A 22,111-nucleotide genomic window follows, 5' to 3' on the forward strand; every position below is an offset into this window, starting at 1 on the left:
ACTATATTTTATGAAACATGACATTCAGCTGGTGCGGTTTGGTGTCTTAAACCAGGACAATCATTACCTTGTCACACACATAAAGATGCAGATGATGTTTGGATTGTACTACAAGGCGAAGGTACTTTTTTCACAAATGATAATGAACAAAAACCCATTAAAGCCGGAGATATATTCGTTTCATTCCCTGGAGATGCGCACGGCATGACCAACACTGGTGACGAAGACTTTGTCATGTTAGGTTTTGCTACACCAATGCCATTGGACTTCAACCCATATGAATGTGCACAATAAGCGCGATGTATTTTAATTAATATAAAATTAAAACCACCTGTTTTACGGGTGGTTTTCTTTTGGGCTATAAGTCGGCTTTAGTGGCTAGACTCTAAGGTGGAAATTGAATAATTTTAATATCCCATAAATTTTTCTTATATGCTTTAATCTAATTTGTTTGGTACATTCATTTTTATTCGACAATAAGCTTTACGCATAGAAAAACACTTTCGTATGATCCATTTAAAATGAATTCAACGAAAGTGCCTTTACTTTAGCCTTACTTCTTTGATAATCTTTCTACTAATACTTAAAATATCAAGAAGTCACGCACTATAAAACAAAGATTATGATATCACTTTTAATTCAAATGACTGCCATGGTTTTAATAAATTTAATAAGAAATGTTCTTCTTTTTTGACATGTCCGATAACATTTTTATAACCTTGATTTTCCATATCTTGTAATGCGATTTGCAGCTCCCCTTTGTAGTGACCGTATTGTTCATTACAAATCACAATATCACCCTTTTTAATTTGTACTGTATTATTTGGCGGGAATGGCTCATCTTTATAATGGACACGGCTCATCGTTGACCGTATAACATAATCTGAAATATCCCCCCGATTGAAATGAAATTCCTCTGTCACAATGGTTTCATCTATTTCAGTAATATCGTTATTTAAATAAACATCAAAGCTAGGCATTGCTAAATTTATTTCTGAAAGTGATTGTAGTTCAGATTCAGAAGCAAATGCGTTACCAATAATAAAATCATCTACTAAATTCGTCATTAATAAATGCTTAACTTGTACTGCTATAGGTAAATTTCTATGACTTTCTAGTGTAGGTAATCCTTCCATAATCATCCAAGGTCCAACTGTTGCCTCTTGTGAAGTAACAAAAGCTGCAGTGTGAACATTATTTCTTTTATAAGCTTCACTCGTGTTTACAAAATGTTGATATGATAAGCCAGTATAGGTTTGAGGATAAAAATTGTGACAACCTACAAGTTTGTCTAAATTAGGTTGATAACTTAACACTTCTTCAATAAATGTATCACTCACACTGATGTTTAGTTCTACATACATATGCTGTTTGTTATAACTCAGTTGTGCTATTTCTTGAGCTGAAAATCCTGTATCAACACGTATTCCTGATACACCTAGTGCTTTAAAAAAGGATAAATCATCACGCTTTAAATTCAATGCTTCAAAAACTTTATGGTTAATATCCGCAATCACAGTCATATCATTCTCTTTAGCAACTTTTACCACTGACTTAAATTTATTAAAAACCGCTTCTTCATCACTTTTAACTGAAAGTAAATTTGTGAAGATGCGCTTAAATCCGAATTTTGCACTCATTTCTATATAGTCACACATTTCTACTAAATCAGATTGTGTCGGATAAACTGAAATTCCTAAATTATGCATATATTTACTCCTTATTTGATTTATATATAATGCCACGCATTTGACGATGTTCAATCAATACACGAGATTTTTCAAAAAAGAGGATACTCGTAAATATTAATAAAAGTAATATTATGCCCCAGCCAAACAAGTTAATATTTTCAAACATGAATACAGGTACAACAACGATAAATGGGATAGCTATAAGCAACAACCATCTATTAAATTGAAACTTATTGACTATAAAATGGGCTATTTTATAAAAGCAAAATATGAGTAAAAATAATACTATTAAATAAATCAATCGCATCATATTAACACTTCTCTTCTAATTTTTGATATAACTCAATCATTTTTTCAATTAAATTTTTTTCGCTAATGGCGGTCATTAAATGATCTTGTGCATGTATCATCAATAACGAGGTTTGTACTTTGTCACCATTTATTTCAGACTGTATTAACTCTGTTTGTATATTATGTGCCTTGCTCATTTCCTCTTTCGACAGTGCCATCAATTCATTCGCTTGTTCAAAATTAAATGCTGTAGCTGCATCCAAAGCTTCGTATGCTAAACTTTTCGCATTACCACCATGTGAAATAATTTCAAAAATAATTTGCTCGTTTTGTTCACTCATCAAATCTCCCCATCTCAATTAATCGTCGTTAAAAGTATCATTTGTAGTGCCTTGTTCTTGCTCTAACATTTTACGTTCATACATTTTAAAGAACGGATAGTATATGATTACTGCTACTAAGAGATTAAATACAACTAACACCAGTGCTCTCCAGTCACCATTCGTTGCAAATAATGCCCCCAAAGGCCCCGGTAATGTCCATGGCGCCAGTATCGTAATTTTAGCTATCAAACCTAACTTAAATACAAAATAAGTAATTGTAGTCAGAATTAATGGGATACCTATAAATGGTAAAGCAAGGATCGGATTCATAACTAATGGCGCACCAAATATAAGTGGTTCATTGATGTTAAATATGCTCGGTATAATAGAAAAACGTCCTACCTTCTTCAAATATTCTGACTTAGAAAATATCATCAATATACACAAACTCAGCGTTGCCCCTGCACCGCCTATCCATACAAACCACTGGAAAAATGGTTCAACAATAATATGTGGTAATGGTTCCCCAGCAGCCTTAGCATCAATATTTTGGTCTAATAAAGAAAACCAAATAGGTTGGAAGACTGCCCCCATTACTGCCACACCATGTATACCTGCTGACCATAAAAGTACAATGAAAAACACAGGGATTAAAGCACCTAATAAACTGTCACCAGCAAAATTGCCTAAAGGTTCAAAGATTTTATTAATAATGGCGTTTAAATCTATGTTTAATATCACTCTTACAAACCAAGAAATAACGATAATGACGATTGCAGGTACCAAAGATTCAAACGAACGCGCAACAGAACCCGGAACTTGATCCGGCATTTTTATCGTAAATCCTGACTTCACTATGAGCCGCATCATTTCAACAGTAAATATCATGGAAATGATTGCTACAAACAAGCCGGAACCACCTAAATCTGCCATAGGCAACACATAACCAACAGCGTCACTTTTAGGTAATTTATCATCTAAGTTGAGCGGTAACGTCATCATTAAGAATGTGGCTAGTGAAAGTAACCCTCCTGCTTGGCCATCCATTTTATATGATTTTGCTAAGCTGTAGCCCATTGAAAATGCAGCGTAAACTGCCATCAAGCCCAACGTCATTCTATTTGCGACCATTATCTTCTCAGCATGTGGTTCTACCAATTTTTCTAAAGCTGGTATGGGTGGAGACGCAAATAAAGTAAAGAACGATCCAACAATGATAAGTGGTAGCGTTGCGATAATACCATCACGAATAGAAGTCAAATGTCGTTGTTCAGAAGCTTTGGCCATGGGTGGCATGAATACCTTTTCAATCCATTTCAAAAATTTCTGCATAACATACACCCTCTGTTTACTTATTTAATTTAGTACTTATACATACGTTTTTATTTGCTTTAAAATTTTAGGTGCGCCAATAGGTGTATAGCCCATTGGATCTATGACATCTACAGGTTTATTAACTGCTTCACCGACTTTTTTAAATTTATCTAATCGATGTCTAACTTGAGGCGCTACCAAACCTAAGTCGTAATCAGCAATTTTATTTTCAAATGCTTCGGTTCCAACTGCTACAATTTCCAAATCAAAATTTTCTTTTGCAGCTTCTTTCTTCACAGCATCCACGATCATAGAACTAGACATGCCACCTGAACAAACCATTATTACTTTCATAAAACAACACCCTTTCAGTATTTTCTTTTTTTAACTTTAACTGCTTGCCGTGTACGTTCTAATAATTTCGTATGTCTTTCATAATCCCTACTGGCTAATGATACAAATAAAATATCTATGACATTGAGCATGGCTATACGTGAACTCATAGCTGCACTTCTCACTGGCTTTTCTGAAGAGCTATAAAATAAGTTAATATTTGCTAAGTCTGCTACACCATTATTACTATATTTAGTTATGGAAATAATTTGAGCACCCTCTTTATGCGCTAACGCTAATGACTGTAAAATATCTTCTGTTTGGCCAGTGTTAGAAATAGCAATAACAACATCATCCTTTGTTACATTGGCACTCAATGTCGCTTGTTCATCATAGCTTTTACCAACCTCACACCACTTATCGATGCGTGTGAGCTTTTGCTTTAAATCTTCTGCAATAATTGACGAAGCACCAATACCAAACACACAAATTTTCCTAGCCTGGTGTATCATTAAAGCCGCTTGTTCTAACGCTACTGGTGATAAAATTTGAGCTGTATTTCTTATAGATTTAGCATTACTTTGAGAAATACTGCTAATCACGCTTTCATTGGAATCATTAATATTGAGTTCTTCATAATCATATTCAATTTCATTGTTGTTATTTAACGCCATGGCAATTTCCATCTTCAAATCCTGAAAGCCCTTACATTTTATTTTTTTAGATAACCTAACAATCGTCGCTTCGCTGACATTTGTTAGGCGTGCTAAATGTTGTATTGAACTATTGATCGTTTCATGCGGATAATCGATAATATACTGTGCCACCCTATACTCCGATGGATTCAAAGTCGCTAATGATGATTCCAATAATATTAAAATATTGCGAATAGCTATCACCTCTTTTCAAAATATTGTTTCATCTTAGCTACAATTTACAAAATATTATTTCGTGTGTCAAATTATATTTTGCTTGTAAAATAACACTTATTGAAATATTGCTTACTGTGAGCTGAATATTTAATCATTTATTATCACCTTTCTTCTTTCAATATATCGAAAGTTCTAAGGATTCTTGCAAGTTAGATATACTCACTATCCTGAATTTGCTAAAATCAATACTTCATTTTAAAATTGATTTGAATATAATATTGGAAATTTCAACATTTCATTAAGTGTTAAATATTTTAACGGAGTGATTTCATGAAACGTAACATTGAATTATTAAAAAACATCATTGATACTTCTAATAGCATTACATTTTTCACAGGGGCAGGTATATCTGTTGCAAGTGGTATTCCTGACTTTCGTTCTATTGGTGGTTTATATGAAGAAATTTCAAAAAAGGGTTACTCACCTGAGTATTTATTAAGTGAAACGTATTTTCAAAATGATCCTGAAGGTTTTATTAATTTTTGTCATGACTATTTACTCTTTGCTGATAAAAAACCAAATATCGTTCATCAGTGGATTGGTCAACTTGAACAGCATCAACAATCACTTGGTGTCATCACCCAAAACATTGACGGTCTACATTCAGATGCTGGGAGTTCACACACCGATGAACTACATGGTACACTCAACCGATTTTATTGTATTAACTGTGACCAAAAATATTCTAAACAATACGTTATTCATCACAATTTACGTCATTGTGAAACTTGTGGCAGTCCAATCAGACCAGATATCGTACTTTATGGAGAAATGTTAAATCAAGACACGATATTTGATGCCCTACATAAAATCAAATCTGCTGATACTCTCGTTGTTTTAGGTTCTTCACTGGTCGTTCAGCCTGCCGCCGGTCTTATCTCAAACTTTGAGGGTCAAAACTTAGTTATTATTAACAGGGATCCTACACCTTATGATCGTGATGCAAATTTAGTAATACACGATGACATGGTTTCAGTTATTAATGAACTGCGTGCAATATCGTAAATTTCCAAATAAATGAGTATGCGCATATCGTTTTAAAAATAAAAAGCGTATCTACATGTATTATGCATGTAGATACGCTTTCTTTTTTTATAATTTCAATATTATTCAACTACTGGTTCTTCAAATTTAGCCAGTGTTGGTTTTGGTGTAGAAATACCCTCTTCATTAAAGTAATGTAAGACTTCTTTACGCAATAATCTCTGACCTGGAAAATGCATACCTGGCTTTACATGTACTAATAGTTTAATAATCATTTGATTACCGTCGATACTGTCTAACCCTAATAAATCAGGTTCTGCAACAAACATGTCATATTTATCTTTGAGTGTTGGTAAAAAGTCTAATAATTTTTTCTCAATCATTTCATAATCTTCAGATGGTGAAACGGGTATCATCACAAGTGGTGATACATCTGTTGCAGAATAGTTTACAATTTCACTTATTGTTCCATTGGGCAAAGTATATATTTCACCTGTATCTGATTGTATACGTGTTGATCTTAAACCAATTGTTTTAACTGTACCCTCTGCAATCGTCACACCAGACGCATTAATTTGCACATAATCACTCACGTCAAATTGTCCTTCAAATATAATAAAGAAACCTGTTATGATATCTTTAACAATTGTTTGTGCACCGAAGCCGACCGCTAGACCGACCACACCAGCGCCGGCTAAAATTGCAGAAACGCTTATCCCAAAACGTGAAAGTATAGATGTGAGTACGATAAACCATACAACATAACTAATTAAATTTTGAACAAGTGTAGATAACGTCTCACTGCGCTTAATTTTATAATGTGTTTTTTTCTTTGCATTTGCTTTGAAAAATTTCGTCACTAATTTCTTCGCAATGGTAATCACAATAATACCTATCAAAATATATGCCACAATAATTAATATATTGACTAAAAGTGATTGATAAAATTCAATCTGTGTTAGTGGTTCAATCAACTTCATAAAAAATTGCTTCAATTGATTCATATTGTATTTCCTCCATTCTTAGCTCGCTATACGATTGCGTTACAATACATCAAATAGTAGTGATTTATTAAGAAATTGCTTTTCCCATTACAAAAGTTATCATACTTTAAATGTTATCTAAACCCTTAAAGGTTTTGAACAACTCACTTTAACTTAAACATTTTGTTTAACGCCAAAAAAATTTCAGAAACTATTATGCATTTATTACCATATGTAGGTTTTCCAAAAGTGTTAATTGCCTTAAAAATTGTTAAACGGGTATATAAAGAACGTCGCTTTTCACATGCTTCAAATTAAAATAAAAAGGCTACTATAAACCAATACTTTCGGTTACTTAGTAGCCTTTTAAATATATTCACGATTTAAATATTATTTTATTACTTCAATAAAATCTTTGTTTGCTGTTAAGTAGTTTCCTTCTTGTGTGACTAATCGTGGTGTTGATTTATTAGTATAGGCAATATTAGCTATGTTAATCGTATCTCCAACTTTAAGTGTTTCCAGTGGTTCATTTTTAAATGTTCTAGAGTTATACAATTTACAAACTTTTTTAATTTTAACTTCATTAGGAACCTCTGTAATATATTTGTGATGGTCATCCATGTTAATCTGTGTTACAAAATCTTTATTAGCAGTTATCACACTACCGTCTTCAAGAATTAATCTAGGTGTACCATTCGATGTGAACTGAACGTCTGTCGGCGCCACTTTTGTACCTGGATTTAAGCTCACAATCTGTTCTTTAAATTCAATGTCACGATATACATTTGTTTTTTTAAGCGTCATCAATGGTTCTGAAGCCGTTAAGAAATATTTCCCTTTGTATTTTTCCCTCAATTTATTGACGAACTCTAACTTAAAGCTTTGTCGTTTCATTTTATAAATTTCATTATTACTTGGGTAAGAAGCGTAAACCAAAGCGATATCATTCATTTCACCAAATTCGACACCGAGGTTAACATCTATCTCTTTCGCCTGCTTAAACTGTTGCTGATGAATATAAATATTTTTATCTTTATACACATAATCAACATGATACGCGTTCGCTGAGTTATTAATTTCAACTAATTTTACACCATTGATTTGTATATTTTCCGGTTTCAATACTTTAATCACTTCATATAATTCACCATTTAGCATTTGCGTCCCTTCATACACTGGATAACAACGCACTGGTGTGGGTTCTAAAACATCATAATTACCATCAATTTCCATGTAAATCGCATCTTTTTTAATATAATAATGCCAATAACCATAAACAAGTGCTTCTGTAAGGTTTAAAAAGGGTTCTTTATCTTCCTGATGATATAAAGTATACATAGCTATAAACTTTTTATTGTTAATAAATTCCTTCATATGATAACCATATTCATTTAGTATATGTTCTACTTCATCAAAAATAGCATAGAACGTTTGCTTATCATCAGATTTTAAAAACGTTTTTGTATGCAACAACCTTCTAAAAAAGTCTACTTCCACCATTCTAGATAACATCATCTTTTTCAGAGATTCGGATATATCCATATTACAGATGCGCTTGGTTATATTCACATTCAAATAAGCTTTATCTACCACTGAAGTCTCTTTCACAAGTGATTGATTCTCATCGTATCTATTCACATGATAAGCAGGTATCGTAGACATTGTAATATTTTGAATCTTAGAAATAAGATCAATGAAAAATAATTTGTCCTCCCCAAATTTCATATGTTCAAATTGAATCTGATTATTAATTACAATATCGCGTTTGAATACTTTGCCCGGCGGCCCCACTGCTCGAAAAATCTTTTCAATATCTTGTGGCATCAACTTTGACGCCTCTTTATATGCAGTGAATCTAGCATGATACGTAATACTTTTATTCGTATGCTTGAAAGTTTGTCCTAAACCTAACTCTGCATCATCTGCATTTACTTTCTCCATAAATCTAGGAAATCCTTCTGTATCTAACCAGTCATCTGCATCCAATAAGGCGATATATTTGCCCTTCGCCTCTTTAATACCTATATTTCTTGGTTCTGAAGGACTACCTGTATTCGTTGGTAGCTGAATAAATTTTATAAAATCATACTGACTAGCATAACTTTCAATTATTGCTACCGACTGATCTGTAGAACAATCATCGACAAAAATTGCTTCTAATTTTGAGTGTTCCATATTTAAATTGATTAACGATTCAATGCATTTTTTTAAGAATGGTTCCTTATTATAGACCGATATAACAACCGAGACTAATTTATTCATTCAATTCTCCCCTTTTTAATCTACTAGGTTATTTTTATAACTTTGATAAAACTTGTCATACTTAACATTCCCGATGCCACCCACTATATATTTACCTAGTTTGAACTGGTTAAACACATAAGCAATACATATTGAGAACGTAATTGTTAGCGTAAATGTGAATAGTATATTGAATATAGGATGATCATGTAATGTCCCTAACCTATGTACAATAAAGTAGTGAATTAAGTATATTGAAAAAGAATAATTGCTAATTAAGATGAAAAATTTCGGCACATATTTAACGTAAGATGATATTAAAAAGAAGATTAAGATTATCATAGTTACATAAATTGGTGTGTCAATACGCTTAGAATCCACTAGTGTTAGCCAGCCCGATAAATAATTAATCAACGTTATAACTATCACAATGATAATTCCTAACACAATGTATTTCGTATATTTTTGTATATTAGACATCAATGCTTCGTAATAATAACCCATATAAAAACCTAGCAAGAAATAACTAAGCCAACCTATGAAAATCATCCAGCCTTCTCGTTGCCATAACCAATTTAAATACCAAACTTCAGGTGCATCGACAAACGTTCTCATAGCCCAAAATAAAGTCGTAACGATTAACGAATATGCGATTATTTTTAATGGGTTAAGTTTTACTAAGTGTTTCGCGAATAGCATATGTAAAGCATAAAATTGAAAGATAATAATAATGAAATACGTCAGCGTGCCACCATGAAACATCATAAATTGAACAGAATCTAGGTATTCCGTTAAATTACTAGGCTGCCCGTAGACATACGCTAAACCTAAATTAATGATGATATATGGAATTCCTAATGTCAGCAACTTCTGTTTCACAAAACCTTCTTTAACCTGTGCCTTATAATGTTTGGCTAATAAAAACTCAGAAATAAAAACAAACATTGGTGTTGCGTATAATAATAGTAATTGAAAAACTCTTAATAAATAGCCCTCATTAGGCATGTCAAATTTATAAAATGTTGTAGTAATTGTATGAATCATCACAATACTTAGACAAGCAATTGCTCTCATCCAAAAAATAATTGATGTATATACTTTCATAATTGCGCTCCTCTTTAGATTTTCTATGTATATGTAAATTTTCGCAAACTTAAATGCGTTATTTAACATGAAATAACGTGAATTATATTACAATGTTTTTTTGCATTCAAACATTTCATTATTTTTAAAATATATATTCAGAATCTAAACATTGGTGTTACATGCCTTACCTCTATAAACTTTATAATATATGCGTGAAAACAATTGTTGCTTTTCTGCAAAACATTTAAAATTTTAGACTCCCCTTAGACTCCCTGTCAATGAATCATTTTAGAGCACTCTATATTTTACCATATTAAAAACCCTAATGCGTATACACATACGCATCAGAGTACTTATCTTACTAATGAATGACTTATTTATTGATATTAAAAATTAGAAAACGCACTACTTTATCAATAAATTCAATATATTATCCTTGATTTTCTGGATAGACTTGCTTGATTGCACCATTGAGCGCTTCAGCAAAGTCATACATTGTGGTAGTCCAATTTTCTATTTTTTTACGTGACGCTGTGCTAGCATCTCCATCTTTGAAAAATGCTTTTCTTAAAGCAGTCGTTAACTCTAATTGAACACCTGTGCTTTCCTCTACTTTATTTATAAAATTAGCATTACTCAGTCCACTAAGGTATTCTGGCGGTATTTTCACTACAAATCCTTTACGTTCAAGTTGACTTTGAATGGCATCTCTAAGGGGTGATTGATAACCACCTAAGTATACGAGCTGTTCTTCCCCTTGAGCACCATGAATTGAAATTGTAGCTGTTCGGTCTTGGATCATGTCATGCAAAGTTGCATCATCATAATTTGTAGATGTGACATGTAATTGTGTATTATTCGATGGACGTATCGCTTCAAATGAAAAATAATCAAAATCACCATTGTTCGCCACTAATTTTGTTAATTCTGAAGTCCCTTGTTCAATATTTCCACCATGTGGTGCCACGATCAACACTGATTTCCCAACATCTCGCGTATCTTTCTTCCAGTCTATACCTTCTTTTGTATCATTATATAATTCTGTCATAGATTTATAGTAATCCTGTTTACGCGTTGTATTTTGTGTATTTGTCCCTGCTTCTGTAGTTGGTTTTACTGCTTCTTGAGACTGCAATGTCATACCTTGCGTGTTCGTATTTTCGAGTTTCGGCGTTGCTATGTTTTGGAGTTCTTCATTTGTTCTGACTGGTGTTTTGGTTATTGTACTCGATTGCACTGGTGCAGTTGTTGTAGGCACTTTTGATGATGTGTTTAGTTTTTCTGACGGCGACGTCAATGTACTTGATGTCTTCGGCGGTGTCTGTGTCATTGTTGATTTACTCGGTGTCTTTACTGAAGTTGTTTGTGTCTTTGACGGTGCTTTTGTTGTTGTGTTGGATTTTTTTACCGTTGTTGGTGTCGATACCTTTGTCACTGTGCTCGGTTTCCTCATTGTTTTTGGTTTCGGGGCCTTTGTCACTGTGATTGGTTTCTTCATTGTTGGCGTCGCTGGTTTGGAAGCAACAGGCGCTTTAATCGTCGTTGTGGAAACAGCTTTGCTGACTGGTTTTTTTACAGATACTGACTTCTTCGTTACAGGTGCTTTTTGTGCTATGGGTTTTACTATTGATTGTGGTTTTTTAGTCGTTACATTTGTAGTAGCTATAGTTGTCGATGTTTTTACCATTACAGGTTTTACTGTTTTCACCGTTGTAGATGGTTTAGTTGTCACAGGCGCAGGTTTTGTTGTTTTCGTTACCGTTTGTGATTTTACTGTTGCAGTGCTTGCATGTGCATTTTCACTCACTAAAGCAATCGTGCTAATCCCAATAGCAGTCGTTACAAGCCCTAACACTAACTTCTTACTAGAAAAAGTACGTATATTCGTTTTCATTTTCATTCTTTTCCCCTTAATGTTTTCTATAGTTTCAATAATACACAATGTTTTTTCAAATACAATAATTAAATTAATGTTTAATTGAAGTTTAAGAACTTATAAATTTAGTAAAATCATACAACAATAAAGTGAATAGTTACTTATTACAAGTATATATCAAAAAATTTTACTAAGCCAACGACTATTTTAATATATTGTTCTCATTAGCAAAAAGGTATTGCCATACACAAAAGAAAAAGTATATAATATTGAAGAAATAATCACGCGTTTACTTTTTACACAATGAAAACAGGGGGACAGATTAAGTGCATAAACCATCTTGGGCAATAAAATATATTGCTACTATCATTACTACAGCTCTGATAGTTTGCTTGGGGATAATATTTCATGTTGATAAAGTGGAAGCCGCTGAAAAAATTACTGATATAGATTATACAGTTAACCATAAAGCAACTAAAAAATCTCCAATAGCAACAAATGAGACAAAAAAGGCCAATACAATTAATGGAGTAAAAAACACTAAAAGCGTTAGTAACAAAAATTTAAAAACACAACAAAATGAAGTTCAGTTTCCTAAACAAAGCACTAAATTGCAATACAATAATAAAGATATAAATATAAAAAAACCTGTTAAAAACGATGTTTCACAAGAAACTCCCAAAGTAATTTCAGGTAAAAATACGCAACCATCATCAAAAATTATGAAAGTACAATCTCCTTCACTTTTTACTATTTGGAAATGAACGAACATCTATAATTTTTGTTATCTTGGCTTTTTCTAGCATTTCAAGAAATGTTTCTAGATTATAATTATAATGACCTATTGTAAATATTGTCACTTCTAACCAATCCCTCCGTCATTTTTAAAGTATAAGTGATGTTATTACAATACCTAATTATCATTATTATTTCGCTTATTAAAGATAAGATAAATTATTACTATTGCTATAGGAATGAAAGCAGAAAAAATAGCCGAATAACTACCATTTTTAATTAAAAACGGTAAGCAGACTGCCATAATTATTAAGCATATAGTCAACACTATAATGGCATAAACTTTACTTTTATTCATCCTGTAACTCTCCTTCAACTTATTATTTTCATAAATATAACATACCTTCTTGTGTAAAAGAGTTCTGTACGCTGCTATCCTTTTCTTAGCAAAATAAAACATTCTGTATAGATTGAATAAAGTGTTTCTAAATTTAACTTTGTATTCGCAATTCTGATACCCATGTATAATCTAATCTATTCCTTAGAACCATATAAAACTACTCCAGTTATCAAGGCCGTCCATATATTATTTTCCATCAATTCACTTCATATTATATTATGAGCAACCTTTTTTTATTTATGATATGCTTCCCCTTATCAGTGATTTTGCTAAAATTTTTATATTGCTTAAAAAATAGGCAAGTTAGTATTTAAATAACTCGCCTATATGTTTGCAGAAATATCATTTAATTCAAAAATTATGTTATTTAAATTCTAAACTAATATTAAATGATAGGTTTCTGTTTACAATAGATTTATCAGCACCTTGCTTGGTTCCTCTATTTTTATGGGATGCTTTATATTCCTGAGACTCTTGCCAATGTTTGTAAGCTGCTTCATCTTGCCAAAACGTAATGATAACATGATGTTCATGTGTACTATGTGGCTTTAGAAATAATAGATTTTCAAACCCTTCAGTATTCTCTAGATGTTTATCTCTATTTAAGAACACACGCTCGAAGTCTGCCTCTAAACCAGGATTAGCATATAAATGGTTTAAAACTGCATAACCATATTGTGGCAAATCATTAATTTGTTCTAATATAGTATAGTGATATGTCACATTAAATCTATTAATAGTTACCTCATTATTATTTTTGTCTAAATAAATACGATGTATTTCATTTTTCAACAAATGAATCACTCCTTTTTATTGGATGATATGTCAAAATTGCTTAAATTTATCCATAACATAATCTCTACTATTTTTATGATTCACGATAGTCTGTGGATAATCTTTTCCAATTTCAATATGATAAATTTCTTGTAACTTGTCTTTATATTTAGTTGGATCATGAATGTATTTACTGCTCACATCATTAAATATTTCTAGCTGTGTTTTAATAAAATACCCTTGCGCATCAAAACGCTCACTTTGACGTATAGGATTAAACATTCTGAAATAAGGCACTGCATCTGTTCCAGTTGATGCTGACCACTGCCATCCATGTACATTAGATGCATTATCATAATCTATCAAATACTGTCTAAAGTACTCCTCCCCCCAAGTCCAATCAATAAATAAATTTTTCGTTAAAAATTGTGATACGACCATTCGTAAGCGATTATGCATATATCCTGTACGATTCAGCTTCTTCATTGCAGCATCAACGATTGGGTAACCAGTTTGACCTTTTTTCCATACTTCAAAATGTGTTTTATTATACGACCATTGCATGTTTCGATATTTTTCAGAAAAAGATTTAGTTGCCGTTTCTGGATACTGTGTCATTAACACATAATAAAATTCACGGAATAGAACCTCTCTTATAAAAGCTTCATAATTTTTTTCATCGCTCTCATAATCTTCAAGTAAATCATTTATAATTTCACGAATATCGAGTAGTCCATATGCTAAATATTTACCTAATCCACTTACAAAATCCTGCGACACATCGTCAGTCAATTTATCATAATGATCTATGTCACCATTTAAAAAATCATCCCAAGCTTTACGCGCTAACTTTTCTATATCTTTATTATTTTCAAATTTTAAGTCACTTTGATTTGAACCCTTTTCCGCAATTTGAGACAACTGCTTAAATTGATAACTTTTTTTAGGGGTGTGTACTAAGTCCTGACGATTTGCTTTATAAAAACTAGTAAATACTTTATAAGGCTGTTGCTGTTTATTAAAAGTCTTTGTTGGCTCAAAATAATGATTCACGCGCTGTCCAATTACTGTAACTTGGTGATTTTCAAAAGCCTTTTTTACATGAGGATAGTCATATATTTCTTTGTGATAACTCATAATATCTTTTGCTACTAATACGTGAGATAACGCCAATGTTTCTGCTAATTCACCTAGCTTTTCATATGTGACAATATAAGGTTGTATATCATGCTTATCTAAAGCATTTACAAATCCTTTTACAACTTTATGGTAATAGTCACGTTTTACTTCTGATGCGTCAGTTAAATCTTCTAAAGGTAAGATAAAATACAATTTATTTATCTCATTTTGATGCTTCACTATATATTGAAAAAGTGGATTATCTTTCGTTCTAAAAACTCTGTTAAGTATGACTCCTAAATGCATTTTATTGCCTCCCAGCTTGTTTCATACAAATTCACTTTATAATTGTCCTTTAACTTAAGATTGTGTTTTCAATCATATACCCCTTTTAACTTTTGTATAATTCACTAAAAAATAAAATAAATTTTAATACCTTACATATTATAGGCAACTTCAGGGTATATTATTATCAGAGGTGATTAAATTATGAATAACGAACAATTACAAAATGAAATTGAAAATATATTAAATACATCAAAAATAGGTGTCCTATCTACTGCACATAACAATACACCTAATAGTAGATACATGGTATTTTATAATGATGGACACACACTTTATACTAAGACAAGCATTGAGTCTAAAAAAATTGCTGAATTTAAAGATAATCCCAAAGCTCATGTACTTATAGGTTACGATGAAACGAATAATCGTAGTTTTCTAGAAATTGATGCTAATGCTGAAATACTGAAAGATCAAGAGACTATTGATTGGATTTGGAACAAACAAGATAAGTCCTTTTTTGACTCTAAGGATGATCCAAACTTGTGTGTAATTAAAGTAATACCAAAATCCATAAAAATTATGAACGATAAAAAATTAGACACACCACAAACCATTACGTTCGATTAGTTAAAAAGGCGCTTAAAATCACTTTATCAAAAAGTAATTTTAAGCGTTTTTTATATACCATTATTAATATCTTCTAACATAGCATCAACTGTAATTTTGGCACTCGTCAGTACAATTGGCACTCCTGCACCTGGATGAACACTAGCTCCAGCAAAATACAAATTTTTGTAATCTCTGCTCACATTAGGCGGTCTGTAATAGTTACTTTGCGCTAAAGTAGGCATTAAACCAAAGGCTGCTCCAAATTTAGCATTATAATCTCCTTCAAAATCCTTAGGCGTATAAATAATTTCTGTCACAACTTGCTTTTTCAAATCTTTTAACGCTTTAATCGTTGAAAGCTTATTGTAAATAATATCTTTCACTTGTGTGATTGTTGACTCATCAGACCAATCCGTATCACCTGTTTTCAATTCTGAAACGGGCATCAGCACATAAATACCTGTTTGACCTTCTGGCGCTAAAGACTGATCTTCCACACTAGGAGCGTATACATATATTGATGGATCTTGGGATATTTCCCCGGAAAATATTTCATTGATATTATTATCAAAATCCTTTGAAAATATAACATTATGTAACAAGATATCTTCAGATAAATCTTTATCAACCCCTATGTACATTAAAAAGGCTGAGCAAGAATAGTCCATATTATCAATTTTCTGTGTCGTATACTTCTTAGGATGATGTTCATTTTTAATTAAAGATGAAGTAGCATATGGGAAATCAGCAGTACAAATTATTTTGTCATACTTTTCTATATGTCCGTTTACTTTTAGTCCCTCCGCACACTTATACCTACCATCAATGATAATTTCTTCAACGTTTGCGTTGGTATAAATTTGAATACCTAATTCTTCATTTAGCGTTTGAAGCGCTCTGACAAAGCTATACATACCACCTTTTATAAAGTGAACACCAAACATTAACTCTATCATGGGTATAATTGAATACAATGACGGGCTTCGTTTAGGGTCGATACCTATATATAATGTTTGAAACGCTAAAATCTTTTGGATTTTTTCATTATCAACATATTTTTCAATTAAATTATCTGCTTTATCAAATGTTTTGAGTTTCATACCTTGATATATAGTAAAAGGATTATAAAAATCTGTAGGTTTCCTAAACGTACGTTCTAGAAAATATTTTCGTGCTATTTCGTATCTTTCGTATATATCTGTTAAAAAGGACATAAAACCATGTGTAGAGTTAGGTTCAATACTTTCAAGCATATCTCTTAATTGAGCAAGATCTGTAGGAACGCGAATTTGATCTGTTTCACTAAAATAAACATCATATATATGTGATAATTGTTTAATTTCCAAGTAATCATTCATATTTTTTTGAGCGTAATTAAAAACGTCTCGATAAATCTCAGGCATCATTACGATGGTTGGTCCCATATCAAATGTAAATCCATCTTGCTTGATCTGATTCATCCTGCCACCTATTTGTTGGTTCTTTTCATATAAATCTACTTGGTGACCGTTTGCTGCTAATCTTGAAGCTGCAGCTAAACCTGAAACACCGCCGCCTATAATTGCAATCTTCATAATGTTTCACTCCTATTATATTTCGCACTAAGTTCACGATAAATTTTCATTTTTTTCAATTTGCTTACATATACTTTCTTATGCAACGTATAGTTTGCCTTCCTTACTTCCACAAGTATTTCATGATAAGCTATCGCAGCTAATTCGATAATGTAACGTACCTCTTCGTCAAAATAATTAATACCGTTTAATGCAATATCATATAACCTAACTGCCTCTGTAGCGTAACTTTCCCACAGTTCTATATAATTTGGCGTAACTCCTTCATAATATATAGAATGTAGATTAACTCGATATTGAGCTAATTTTTCTACACTTAGATAAATTCTTCCATTTTGAAAATCTTCGCCGACATCTCTTAAAATATTAGTTATTTGCATTGACTTGCCTAAAGCAATCGCAGCTTCTTCAGCTTGCTCGAAATTATTTTCATTTGATGAAGTTAATATAGGAGTTAACAATTCACCGACAGTACCTGCCACACCATAGCAATACTCATATAAATCTGAATCAGTTTTCATTTCTTTTAAAACTAAATCTTCCTTCACATATTGAATTAAAGATTCAAAAGGTTTTTTAGGTATTGAATATGTATTCAATGTATTATTTAAAGCATTCATAATAGCTGCATCACTTTGATACGCTTGTATATAATCACAATCGCTATAAATCACATCTAAATCTCTAGCTATGCCGTTTAATTGCTCAAGGTCTTTGTATTTATCAATACTGTCATCTATAATTCTGCAAACTGCATAAATAGCCCAAATTGCTTTTTTCCTTTTTAAATCCAAAAAATCAAAGGCATATGAGAACGTTTTTGAATGTTCTTTCATTATATTGTGACAATGGTTATAATCTCTCTCTAATTGATTCATTTATTGGCCTCCTCAGTATGCCTAGAACTTCTTGACATTTGTATAAAAAACTAAGCTATAAATCTATTCTACGGCCTTTCCAATATATACGTTTGAATACATTGATATCTAACCATGATTTAAAAAATATCACAACAAAGCATATGAAGAGCAGTGGATGACATAAACTCGCAACGATATTAAAATTTCCTGTTCTTCGAATAGATATATGAAATTGTATCGCATATATAAAATATAGAGTAATAGCTAATAATATATATAACGAGCCTAAATTAATTGAAAAAATTATCGCTAAAACTGTTGTAAGTGAACCAAATAGCCATAAAAATACAAACGTAAGCGTAGACTTTTTAGTTACTTGAGAGCCAAGTGCAAAGTGTTTACTCCAACCCCCTAATAGCGCTTTATATCCTTGAGAATACATTCTAAAATTCACTACGTCTTGGCCTTCATGCAAACTAACTGGCAAACCTTGCTGATTATATGCTTTACTTATTGCAAAGCCTTCAATGATTTGATTTTTAGCTTTCAAATGTCCTTGTGTCAATTTATAATCTTGCTTATTTGTCACAAGGACTGGTCCAAACGCGCCTTGCTCATTATTTGCTGATTTCGTGATTGAAAATTGATTCATACCTACGATTGTCATTAAATTAAAAATCGCCGATATATTTTCATATAGCTTTTTTATCTTGTGATAAGGTTGTATTGATAACAAACCTTTACCACCTTGTAAATCATATTGAATGGCTATATTTTGAATACTATCATCACAAGCAAACTGAACATCAGCATCAACAAACATCAATAAATCATGCGTTGCATATTTGCTACCTTGCCAACAAGCATGTGACTTACCTTGCCATGTAGTATCATTTTCAACAGTATATACGCTCGCACCATAATATCTAGCAACAACTTGTGTCTCATCAGTTGAACCATCATCCATAACGATTACTTCTATTTCTTGCTCTTTACTTATACTGTTAAGTAATTTAGGTAAGTTCTCCGCTTCATTTCTAGCAGGTACAATAACACTGACGGCTGTCTGACCTCTTTCTTTTCCGGAGTTATTTATAATCGCTCGACGCGCATACATACACATTCCACTTATTAGTGATAGTATCGTCAATACTATTGCTATTATATAAAGTATCATTCAGCCTCAACTACTTTCTCCATTAATAATAGCTTCTGCTACTTGCATACCACTCAAAGTGACCATAGGCATACCAGCGCCAGGATTTACAGAACCACCTACAAAGTACAAATTTTTGAAGTACTGACTTTTTTTAGGAAACTTGAAACCTTTATTTTTCTTCTTATTAGAAACTACGCCATATATAGCTCCTTTATTAGAATTGTATGTATTTTCAATGTCATGTGGCGTCCATATATCTTCATATACAATGTGCCTTCTCAAATCTTTTAAGCCCATAGACTCTAATTTATTCAATATACGTTCTCGGAATTGCAGATATTCTGCTTCACTAAATGACTTATTCTGAATGTATGGTATGTGTGGCAATATTTTTATATTCTCGTGTCCTTCTGGCGCCTGTGTCTTATCTGTTTTATTTGTATTCACTACATAAATAGTCGGATCTTCAGGCAAAACATACTGGTGAAAAACTTGATCATAATTAACTTTAGAATTACTTGAAAAGAAAAAGTTATGATGTTGAAGCTCTGGATAACTTTTGTCCACACCAAGATGCATGACATAACCTGAACTAGCTGGCTCAAATTTACGTTCCAATTTGTTTATTTGCTTTGCATCAAAATTCAATAAATATTTATAAACAGGGATTACTTCCATATTAGATATAATGTAATCTGCATATATTTCCTCATTACTTTCTATTGTTATCCCTGTCACCTTATTTTGACTATTATAATTGATACGTTTTACGGGGGTGTTAAAATGTATGCCCACACCTAATTTTCTCGCTAATTGTTCCATCGCTTCCGCTAACTTATGAATGCCACCATCTACGTACCACAAACCTTCCTCATGTTGCATTTGAGGTAATAAACTCAATACAGCCGGAGCATCATAAGATGAGGAGCCTACATATTTTATGAAATAACCTAGCATTTCTCTTAAATATGGGTTATCCACCCTTTTATTAATGGCTTGTTGCATTGTATGAAAATAATCGAATTGCTTTAAAGCTGAAAACGGACCATGATAACGAATAATTGCAAACATCGTATCTAATCCCTTACCAAAGTAGCTTTTTTCAGCAACTTGATGTATCTTTTGTGCGTAACTAAAAAACGAAGAAAGTTGCTCTATATCTTTATTTGTTAACGATTCATTATTTGTTAGCATATCTTCCATGGATTCATATAAATCTAAAATTTGGCCATCTGGATAAACGTTTCTAATCTGTAAACTTAACTTACGAATGCTAACATAATCTTCTAGCCTTTCATCACATCGTTGAAATAAGCGTTGAAATACTTTAGGCATGGTTAAAATTGATGGACCGAGATCAAATCCATAGTCATCTATGTCTAACCTATTTACCTTTCCACCGATATGCTTATTTTGTTCATATAAATCCACTTGATAGCCTGCTTGAGCCATACAAATTGCGCTAGCAATCCCTCCCAAGCCACCTCCTATGACAACCACTTTCTTATTTCCCATTTAATCACCTTTTCTTTTTTGTAATTTATTATAAATACGTATTAACTTAGGGCGATTATAGCGCTGAACAATCATACAAGGCACATTAGCTATAATGACATATACGAAATTAATAATTTTAACGCTTTTTGACGCTTTAAAAAATGCAATAACAGGAAATATGGATAGCAGATGAACCACCTCTGCACGTCTAGTTTCTAATATAAATCGCTGTATATCATTCATATTTTTAGATAAATCGAAAGTCGCTTTACTACTGATATTGGGGTTAAGATTTTGACCGTCTGGCAACTGATCTTTCCAATATTGCACTTTAACTAATTGTTGCCATAATTGACCCTTTTGTTCAAAATTCCAACTTCGAAAATACTTATTATCTTTTTCTAAGAACTTATAACTAATACGAGTACCAAGTTGAGCAATAATCATTTGAACTATAAACCAATATATCGCAATATATATAATCTTTTTCATCAATTTAATGCTCAGATTTCGCTGTATAGTTTGGGTTATCTTTATTTAAATACCAATTACCAGCTGTTAAATAAGTAGCAAAAGCGCTCCAAAGCATATATGGAACTAGTAAAATGCCAGCAACTTTTTTTACATTGAAAAATTTTACAGTTGTTGTAACTACTGCGCCCAGTAATACAACACTCTCTATCAACGCACTAAAGCGTAATTTATATTTGAAGTATAATATCGACCATAGATAATTCAGGCTTAATTGCGTGTAATAAGCACCTTTCAAATCCTTACTAGTAGATTTATTAGTCACTAATGCATAAGCTACGCCCATCGTTGTATAAAGTATTGGCCACACAATTGGAAAGACATAGCCGGGTGGTGAAAAAGGTGGTTTAACATTATTTTTATAATCTTTTCTCGCGTTTTTCACTGCAAATTCCCCTATAAATTTACCGCCTGTAATTGGTGTTATAACTTTTATAATTGTTTTAATTATCTCGTTTGCTTTCATAGTTAATCCCCTCTTTTTTTGTAAAAGTAACTAGCCTTTATT

At 32.2% G+C, this 22,111-nt stretch carries 20 protein-coding genes and 1 pseudogene; 4 read left to right on the forward strand and 17 right to left on the reverse strand.

Features of this window, described 5'->3' with window-relative positions; all coding sequences use genetic code 11:
• Nucleotides 1-48: 48 nt before the first annotated feature.
• A pseudogene (locus KA926_RS14055) lies at nucleotides 49-294 on the forward strand (cupin domain-containing protein); the annotation flags it as partial.
• 326 nt (nucleotides 295-620) lie between these two features.
• On the opposite strand, the gene KA926_RS07060 reads toward KA926_RS14055, so the two are convergent.
• From KA926_RS07060 to KA926_RS14115, 5 genes are all read right to left on the reverse strand, one after another.
• A complete protein-coding gene (locus KA926_RS07060) occupies nucleotides 621-1,709 on the reverse strand; it encodes a DUF871 domain-containing protein (RefSeq protein WP_119535502.1) in 1,089 nt (362 codons plus the stop codon).
• A 293-nt stretch (nucleotides 1,710-2,002) separates the two neighbouring features.
• Nucleotides 2,003-2,323 (reverse strand): PTS lactose/cellobiose transporter subunit IIA, encoded by a 321-nt coding sequence (locus tag KA926_RS07065; RefSeq protein ID WP_119535503.1) that lies wholly within the window; start codon nucleotides 2,321-2,323, stop codon nucleotides 2,003-2,005.
• A gap of 18 nt (nucleotides 2,324-2,341) precedes the next feature.
• Complete coding sequence (locus KA926_RS07070) at nucleotides 2,342-3,637, reverse strand: PTS sugar transporter subunit IIC (RefSeq protein WP_210144019.1); 1,296 nt, start codon at nucleotides 3,635-3,637, stop codon at nucleotides 2,342-2,344.
• A gap of 36 nt (nucleotides 3,638-3,673) precedes the next feature.
• Nucleotides 3,674-3,973 carry a PTS sugar transporter subunit IIB gene (locus tag KA926_RS07075; protein WP_210144020.1) on the reverse strand — a complete coding sequence of 100 codons (300 nt, stop codon included), beginning with the start codon at nucleotides 3,971-3,973 and terminating at the stop codon, nucleotides 3,674-3,676.
• A gap of 14 nt (nucleotides 3,974-3,987) precedes the next feature.
• On the reverse strand, nucleotides 3,988-4,851 hold the full coding sequence (locus KA926_RS14115) for a MurR/RpiR family transcriptional regulator (RefSeq protein ID WP_348634178.1): 864 nt from the start codon (nucleotides 4,849-4,851) through the stop codon (nucleotides 3,988-3,990).
• Nucleotides 4,852-5,154: 303 nt separating this feature from the next.
• Here KA926_RS14115 and KA926_RS07085 point away from each other — a divergent pair, with 303 nt between their 5' ends.
• A complete protein-coding gene (locus KA926_RS07085; protein WP_210144022.1) occupies nucleotides 5,155-5,889 on the forward strand; it encodes an NAD-dependent protein deacylase in 735 nt (244 codons plus the stop codon).
• A 101-nt stretch (nucleotides 5,890-5,990) separates the two neighbouring features.
• Here the strand turns inward: KA926_RS07085 and KA926_RS07090 are convergent, their stop codons facing one another.
• From KA926_RS07090 to KA926_RS07105, 4 genes are all read right to left on the reverse strand, one after another.
• Nucleotides 5,991-6,872, reverse strand: coding sequence for a mechanosensitive ion channel family protein (locus tag KA926_RS07090; protein WP_210144024.1), 882 nt, complete (start codon nucleotides 6,870-6,872; stop codon nucleotides 5,991-5,993).
• A 369-nt stretch (nucleotides 6,873-7,241) separates the two neighbouring features.
• Complete coding sequence (locus KA926_RS07095) at nucleotides 7,242-9,116, reverse strand: glycosyltransferase family 2 protein (protein WP_210144026.1); 1,875 nt, start codon at nucleotides 9,114-9,116, stop codon at nucleotides 7,242-7,244.
• A gap of 15 nt (nucleotides 9,117-9,131) precedes the next feature.
• Entirely contained in the window at nucleotides 9,132-10,199 is a 1,068-nt protein-coding gene (locus KA926_RS07100; protein ID WP_210144028.1) for an acyltransferase family protein, read from the reverse strand.
• A 412-nt stretch (nucleotides 10,200-10,611) separates the two neighbouring features.
• The gene (locus KA926_RS07105) at nucleotides 10,612-12,075 is read right to left on the reverse strand and encodes a poly-gamma-glutamate hydrolase family protein (RefSeq protein ID WP_245335838.1); all 1,464 of its coding nucleotides are present in this window, start codon (nucleotides 12,073-12,075) and stop codon (nucleotides 10,612-10,614) included.
• A 308-nt stretch (nucleotides 12,076-12,383) separates the two neighbouring features.
• Between KA926_RS07105 and KA926_RS07110 the strand changes: the two genes are divergently transcribed.
• On the forward strand, nucleotides 12,384-12,821 hold the full coding sequence (locus KA926_RS07110) for a hypothetical protein (protein ID WP_210144031.1): 438 nt from the start codon (nucleotides 12,384-12,386) through the stop codon (nucleotides 12,819-12,821).
• Nucleotides 12,822-13,555: 734 nt separating this feature from the next.
• On the opposite strand, the gene KA926_RS07115 is transcribed toward KA926_RS07110, so the two are convergent.
• Both KA926_RS07115 and KA926_RS07120 read right to left on the reverse strand, forming a co-directional pair.
• A complete protein-coding gene (locus KA926_RS07115; RefSeq protein ID WP_016911012.1) occupies nucleotides 13,556-13,987 on the reverse strand; it encodes an antibiotic biosynthesis monooxygenase family protein in 432 nt (143 codons plus the stop codon).
• A 30-nt stretch (nucleotides 13,988-14,017) separates the two neighbouring features.
• Nucleotides 14,018-15,391: a cryptochrome/photolyase family protein gene (locus tag KA926_RS07120; RefSeq protein ID WP_107524122.1), complete on the reverse strand. Its 1,374-nt coding sequence runs from the start codon at nucleotides 15,389-15,391 to the stop codon at nucleotides 14,018-14,020.
• 183 nt (nucleotides 15,392-15,574) lie between these two features.
• Here KA926_RS07120 and KA926_RS07125 point away from each other — a divergent pair, with 183 nt between their 5' ends.
• Complete coding sequence (locus KA926_RS07125; protein ID WP_107382400.1) at nucleotides 15,575-16,000, forward strand: pyridoxamine 5'-phosphate oxidase family protein; 426 nt, start codon at nucleotides 15,575-15,577, stop codon at nucleotides 15,998-16,000.
• Nucleotides 16,001-16,050: 50 nt separating this feature from the next.
• Here the strand turns inward: KA926_RS07125 and KA926_RS07130 are convergent, their stop codons facing one another.
• From KA926_RS07130 to KA926_RS07155, 6 genes are all read right to left on the reverse strand, one after another.
• Complete coding sequence (locus KA926_RS07130) at nucleotides 16,051-17,556, reverse strand: phytoene desaturase family protein (RefSeq protein WP_210144033.1); 1,506 nt, start codon at nucleotides 17,554-17,556, stop codon at nucleotides 16,051-16,053.
• Nucleotides 17,553-18,434 carry a phytoene/squalene synthase family protein gene (locus KA926_RS07135; RefSeq protein ID WP_210144035.1) on the reverse strand — a complete coding sequence of 294 codons (882 nt, stop codon included), beginning with the start codon at nucleotides 18,432-18,434 and terminating at the stop codon, nucleotides 17,553-17,555. The genes KA926_RS07130 and KA926_RS07135 overlap by 4 nt, the downstream gene beginning before the upstream one ends.
• A 55-nt stretch (nucleotides 18,435-18,489) precedes the next feature.
• On the reverse strand, nucleotides 18,490-19,533 hold the full coding sequence (locus tag KA926_RS07140) for a glycosyltransferase family 2 protein (protein ID WP_245335839.1): 1,044 nt from the start codon (nucleotides 19,531-19,533) through the stop codon (nucleotides 18,490-18,492).
• Nucleotides 19,534-19,599: 66 nt separating this feature from the next.
• Nucleotides 19,600-21,090: a phytoene desaturase family protein gene (locus tag KA926_RS07145; protein ID WP_107386279.1), complete on the reverse strand. Its 1,491-nt coding sequence runs from the start codon at nucleotides 21,088-21,090 to the stop codon at nucleotides 19,600-19,602.
• Nucleotides 21,091-21,564, reverse strand: coding sequence for a glycosyl-4,4'-diaponeurosporenoate acyltransferase CrtO family protein (locus KA926_RS07150; RefSeq protein ID WP_107386280.1), 474 nt, complete (start codon nucleotides 21,562-21,564; stop codon nucleotides 21,091-21,093).
• A gap of 4 nt (nucleotides 21,565-21,568) precedes the next feature.
• Nucleotides 21,569-22,069 (reverse strand): TspO/MBR family protein, encoded by a 501-nt coding sequence (locus KA926_RS07155; protein WP_210144038.1) that lies wholly within the window; start codon nucleotides 22,067-22,069, stop codon nucleotides 21,569-21,571.
• Nucleotides 22,070-22,111: the final 42 nt, after the last annotated feature.

The organism is Staphylococcus sp. GDY8P94P, assembly GCF_017892255.1.
Lineage (GTDB): Bacteria > Bacillota > Bacilli > Staphylococcales > Staphylococcaceae > Staphylococcus > Staphylococcus cohnii.

What these genes read in the sequence shown, in the direction of transcription:
- KA926_RS07155 (WP_210144038.1), bottom strand. Translation starts at nt 22,069, where the DNA reads ATGAAAGCAAACGAGATAATTAAAACAATTATAAAAGTTATAACACCA.
- KA926_RS07105 (WP_245335838.1), bottom strand. Translation starts at nt 12,075, where the DNA reads ATGAAAACGAATATACGTACTTTTTCTAGTAAGAAGTTAGTGTTAGGG.
- KA926_RS07150 (WP_107386280.1), bottom strand. Translation starts at nt 21,564, where the DNA reads ATGAAAAAGATTATATATATTGCGATATATTGGTTTATAGTTCAAATG.
- KA926_RS07060 (WP_119535502.1), bottom strand. Translation starts at nt 1,709, where the DNA reads ATGCATAATTTAGGAATTTCAGTTTATCCGACACAATCTGATTTAGTA.
- KA926_RS07145 (WP_107386279.1), bottom strand. Translation starts at nt 21,090, where the DNA reads ATGGGAAATAAGAAAGTGGTTGTCATAGGAGGTGGCTTGGGAGGGATT.
- KA926_RS07095 (WP_210144026.1), bottom strand. Translation starts at nt 9,116, where the DNA reads ATGAATAAATTAGTCTCGGTTGTTATATCGGTCTATAATAAGGAACCA.
- KA926_RS07065 (WP_119535503.1), bottom strand. Translation starts at nt 2,323, where the DNA reads ATGAGTGAACAAAACGAGCAAATTATTTTTGAAATTATTTCACATGGT.
- KA926_RS07070 (WP_210144019.1), bottom strand. Translation starts at nt 3,637, where the DNA reads ATGCAGAAATTTTTGAAATGGATTGAAAAGGTATTCATGCCACCCATG.
- KA926_RS07085 (WP_210144022.1), top strand. Translation starts at nt 5,155, where the DNA reads ATGAAACGTAACATTGAATTATTAAAAAACATCATTGATACTTCTAAT.
- KA926_RS07125 (WP_107382400.1), top strand. Translation starts at nt 15,575, where the DNA reads ATGAATAACGAACAATTACAAAATGAAATTGAAAATATATTAAATACA.
- KA926_RS07075 (WP_210144020.1), bottom strand. Translation starts at nt 3,973, where the DNA reads ATGAAAGTAATAATGGTTTGTTCAGGTGGCATGTCTAGTTCTATGATC.
- KA926_RS07130 (WP_210144033.1), bottom strand. Translation starts at nt 17,556, where the DNA reads ATGAAGATTGCAATTATAGGCGGCGGTGTTTCAGGTTTAGCTGCAGCT.
- KA926_RS07140 (WP_245335839.1), bottom strand. Translation starts at nt 19,533, where the DNA reads ATGTATGCGCGTCGAGCGATTATAAATAACTCCGGAAAAGAAAGAGGT.
- KA926_RS07090 (WP_210144024.1), bottom strand. Translation starts at nt 6,872, where the DNA reads ATGAATCAATTGAAGCAATTTTTTATGAAGTTGATTGAACCACTAACA.
- KA926_RS07135 (WP_210144035.1), bottom strand. Translation starts at nt 18,434, where the DNA reads ATGAATCAATTAGAGAGAGATTATAACCATTGTCACAATATAATGAAA.
- KA926_RS07100 (WP_210144028.1), bottom strand. Translation starts at nt 10,199, where the DNA reads ATGAAAGTATATACATCAATTATTTTTTGGATGAGAGCAATTGCTTGT.
- KA926_RS07120 (WP_107524122.1), bottom strand. Translation starts at nt 15,391, where the DNA reads ATGCATTTAGGAGTCATACTTAACAGAGTTTTTAGAACGAAAGATAAT.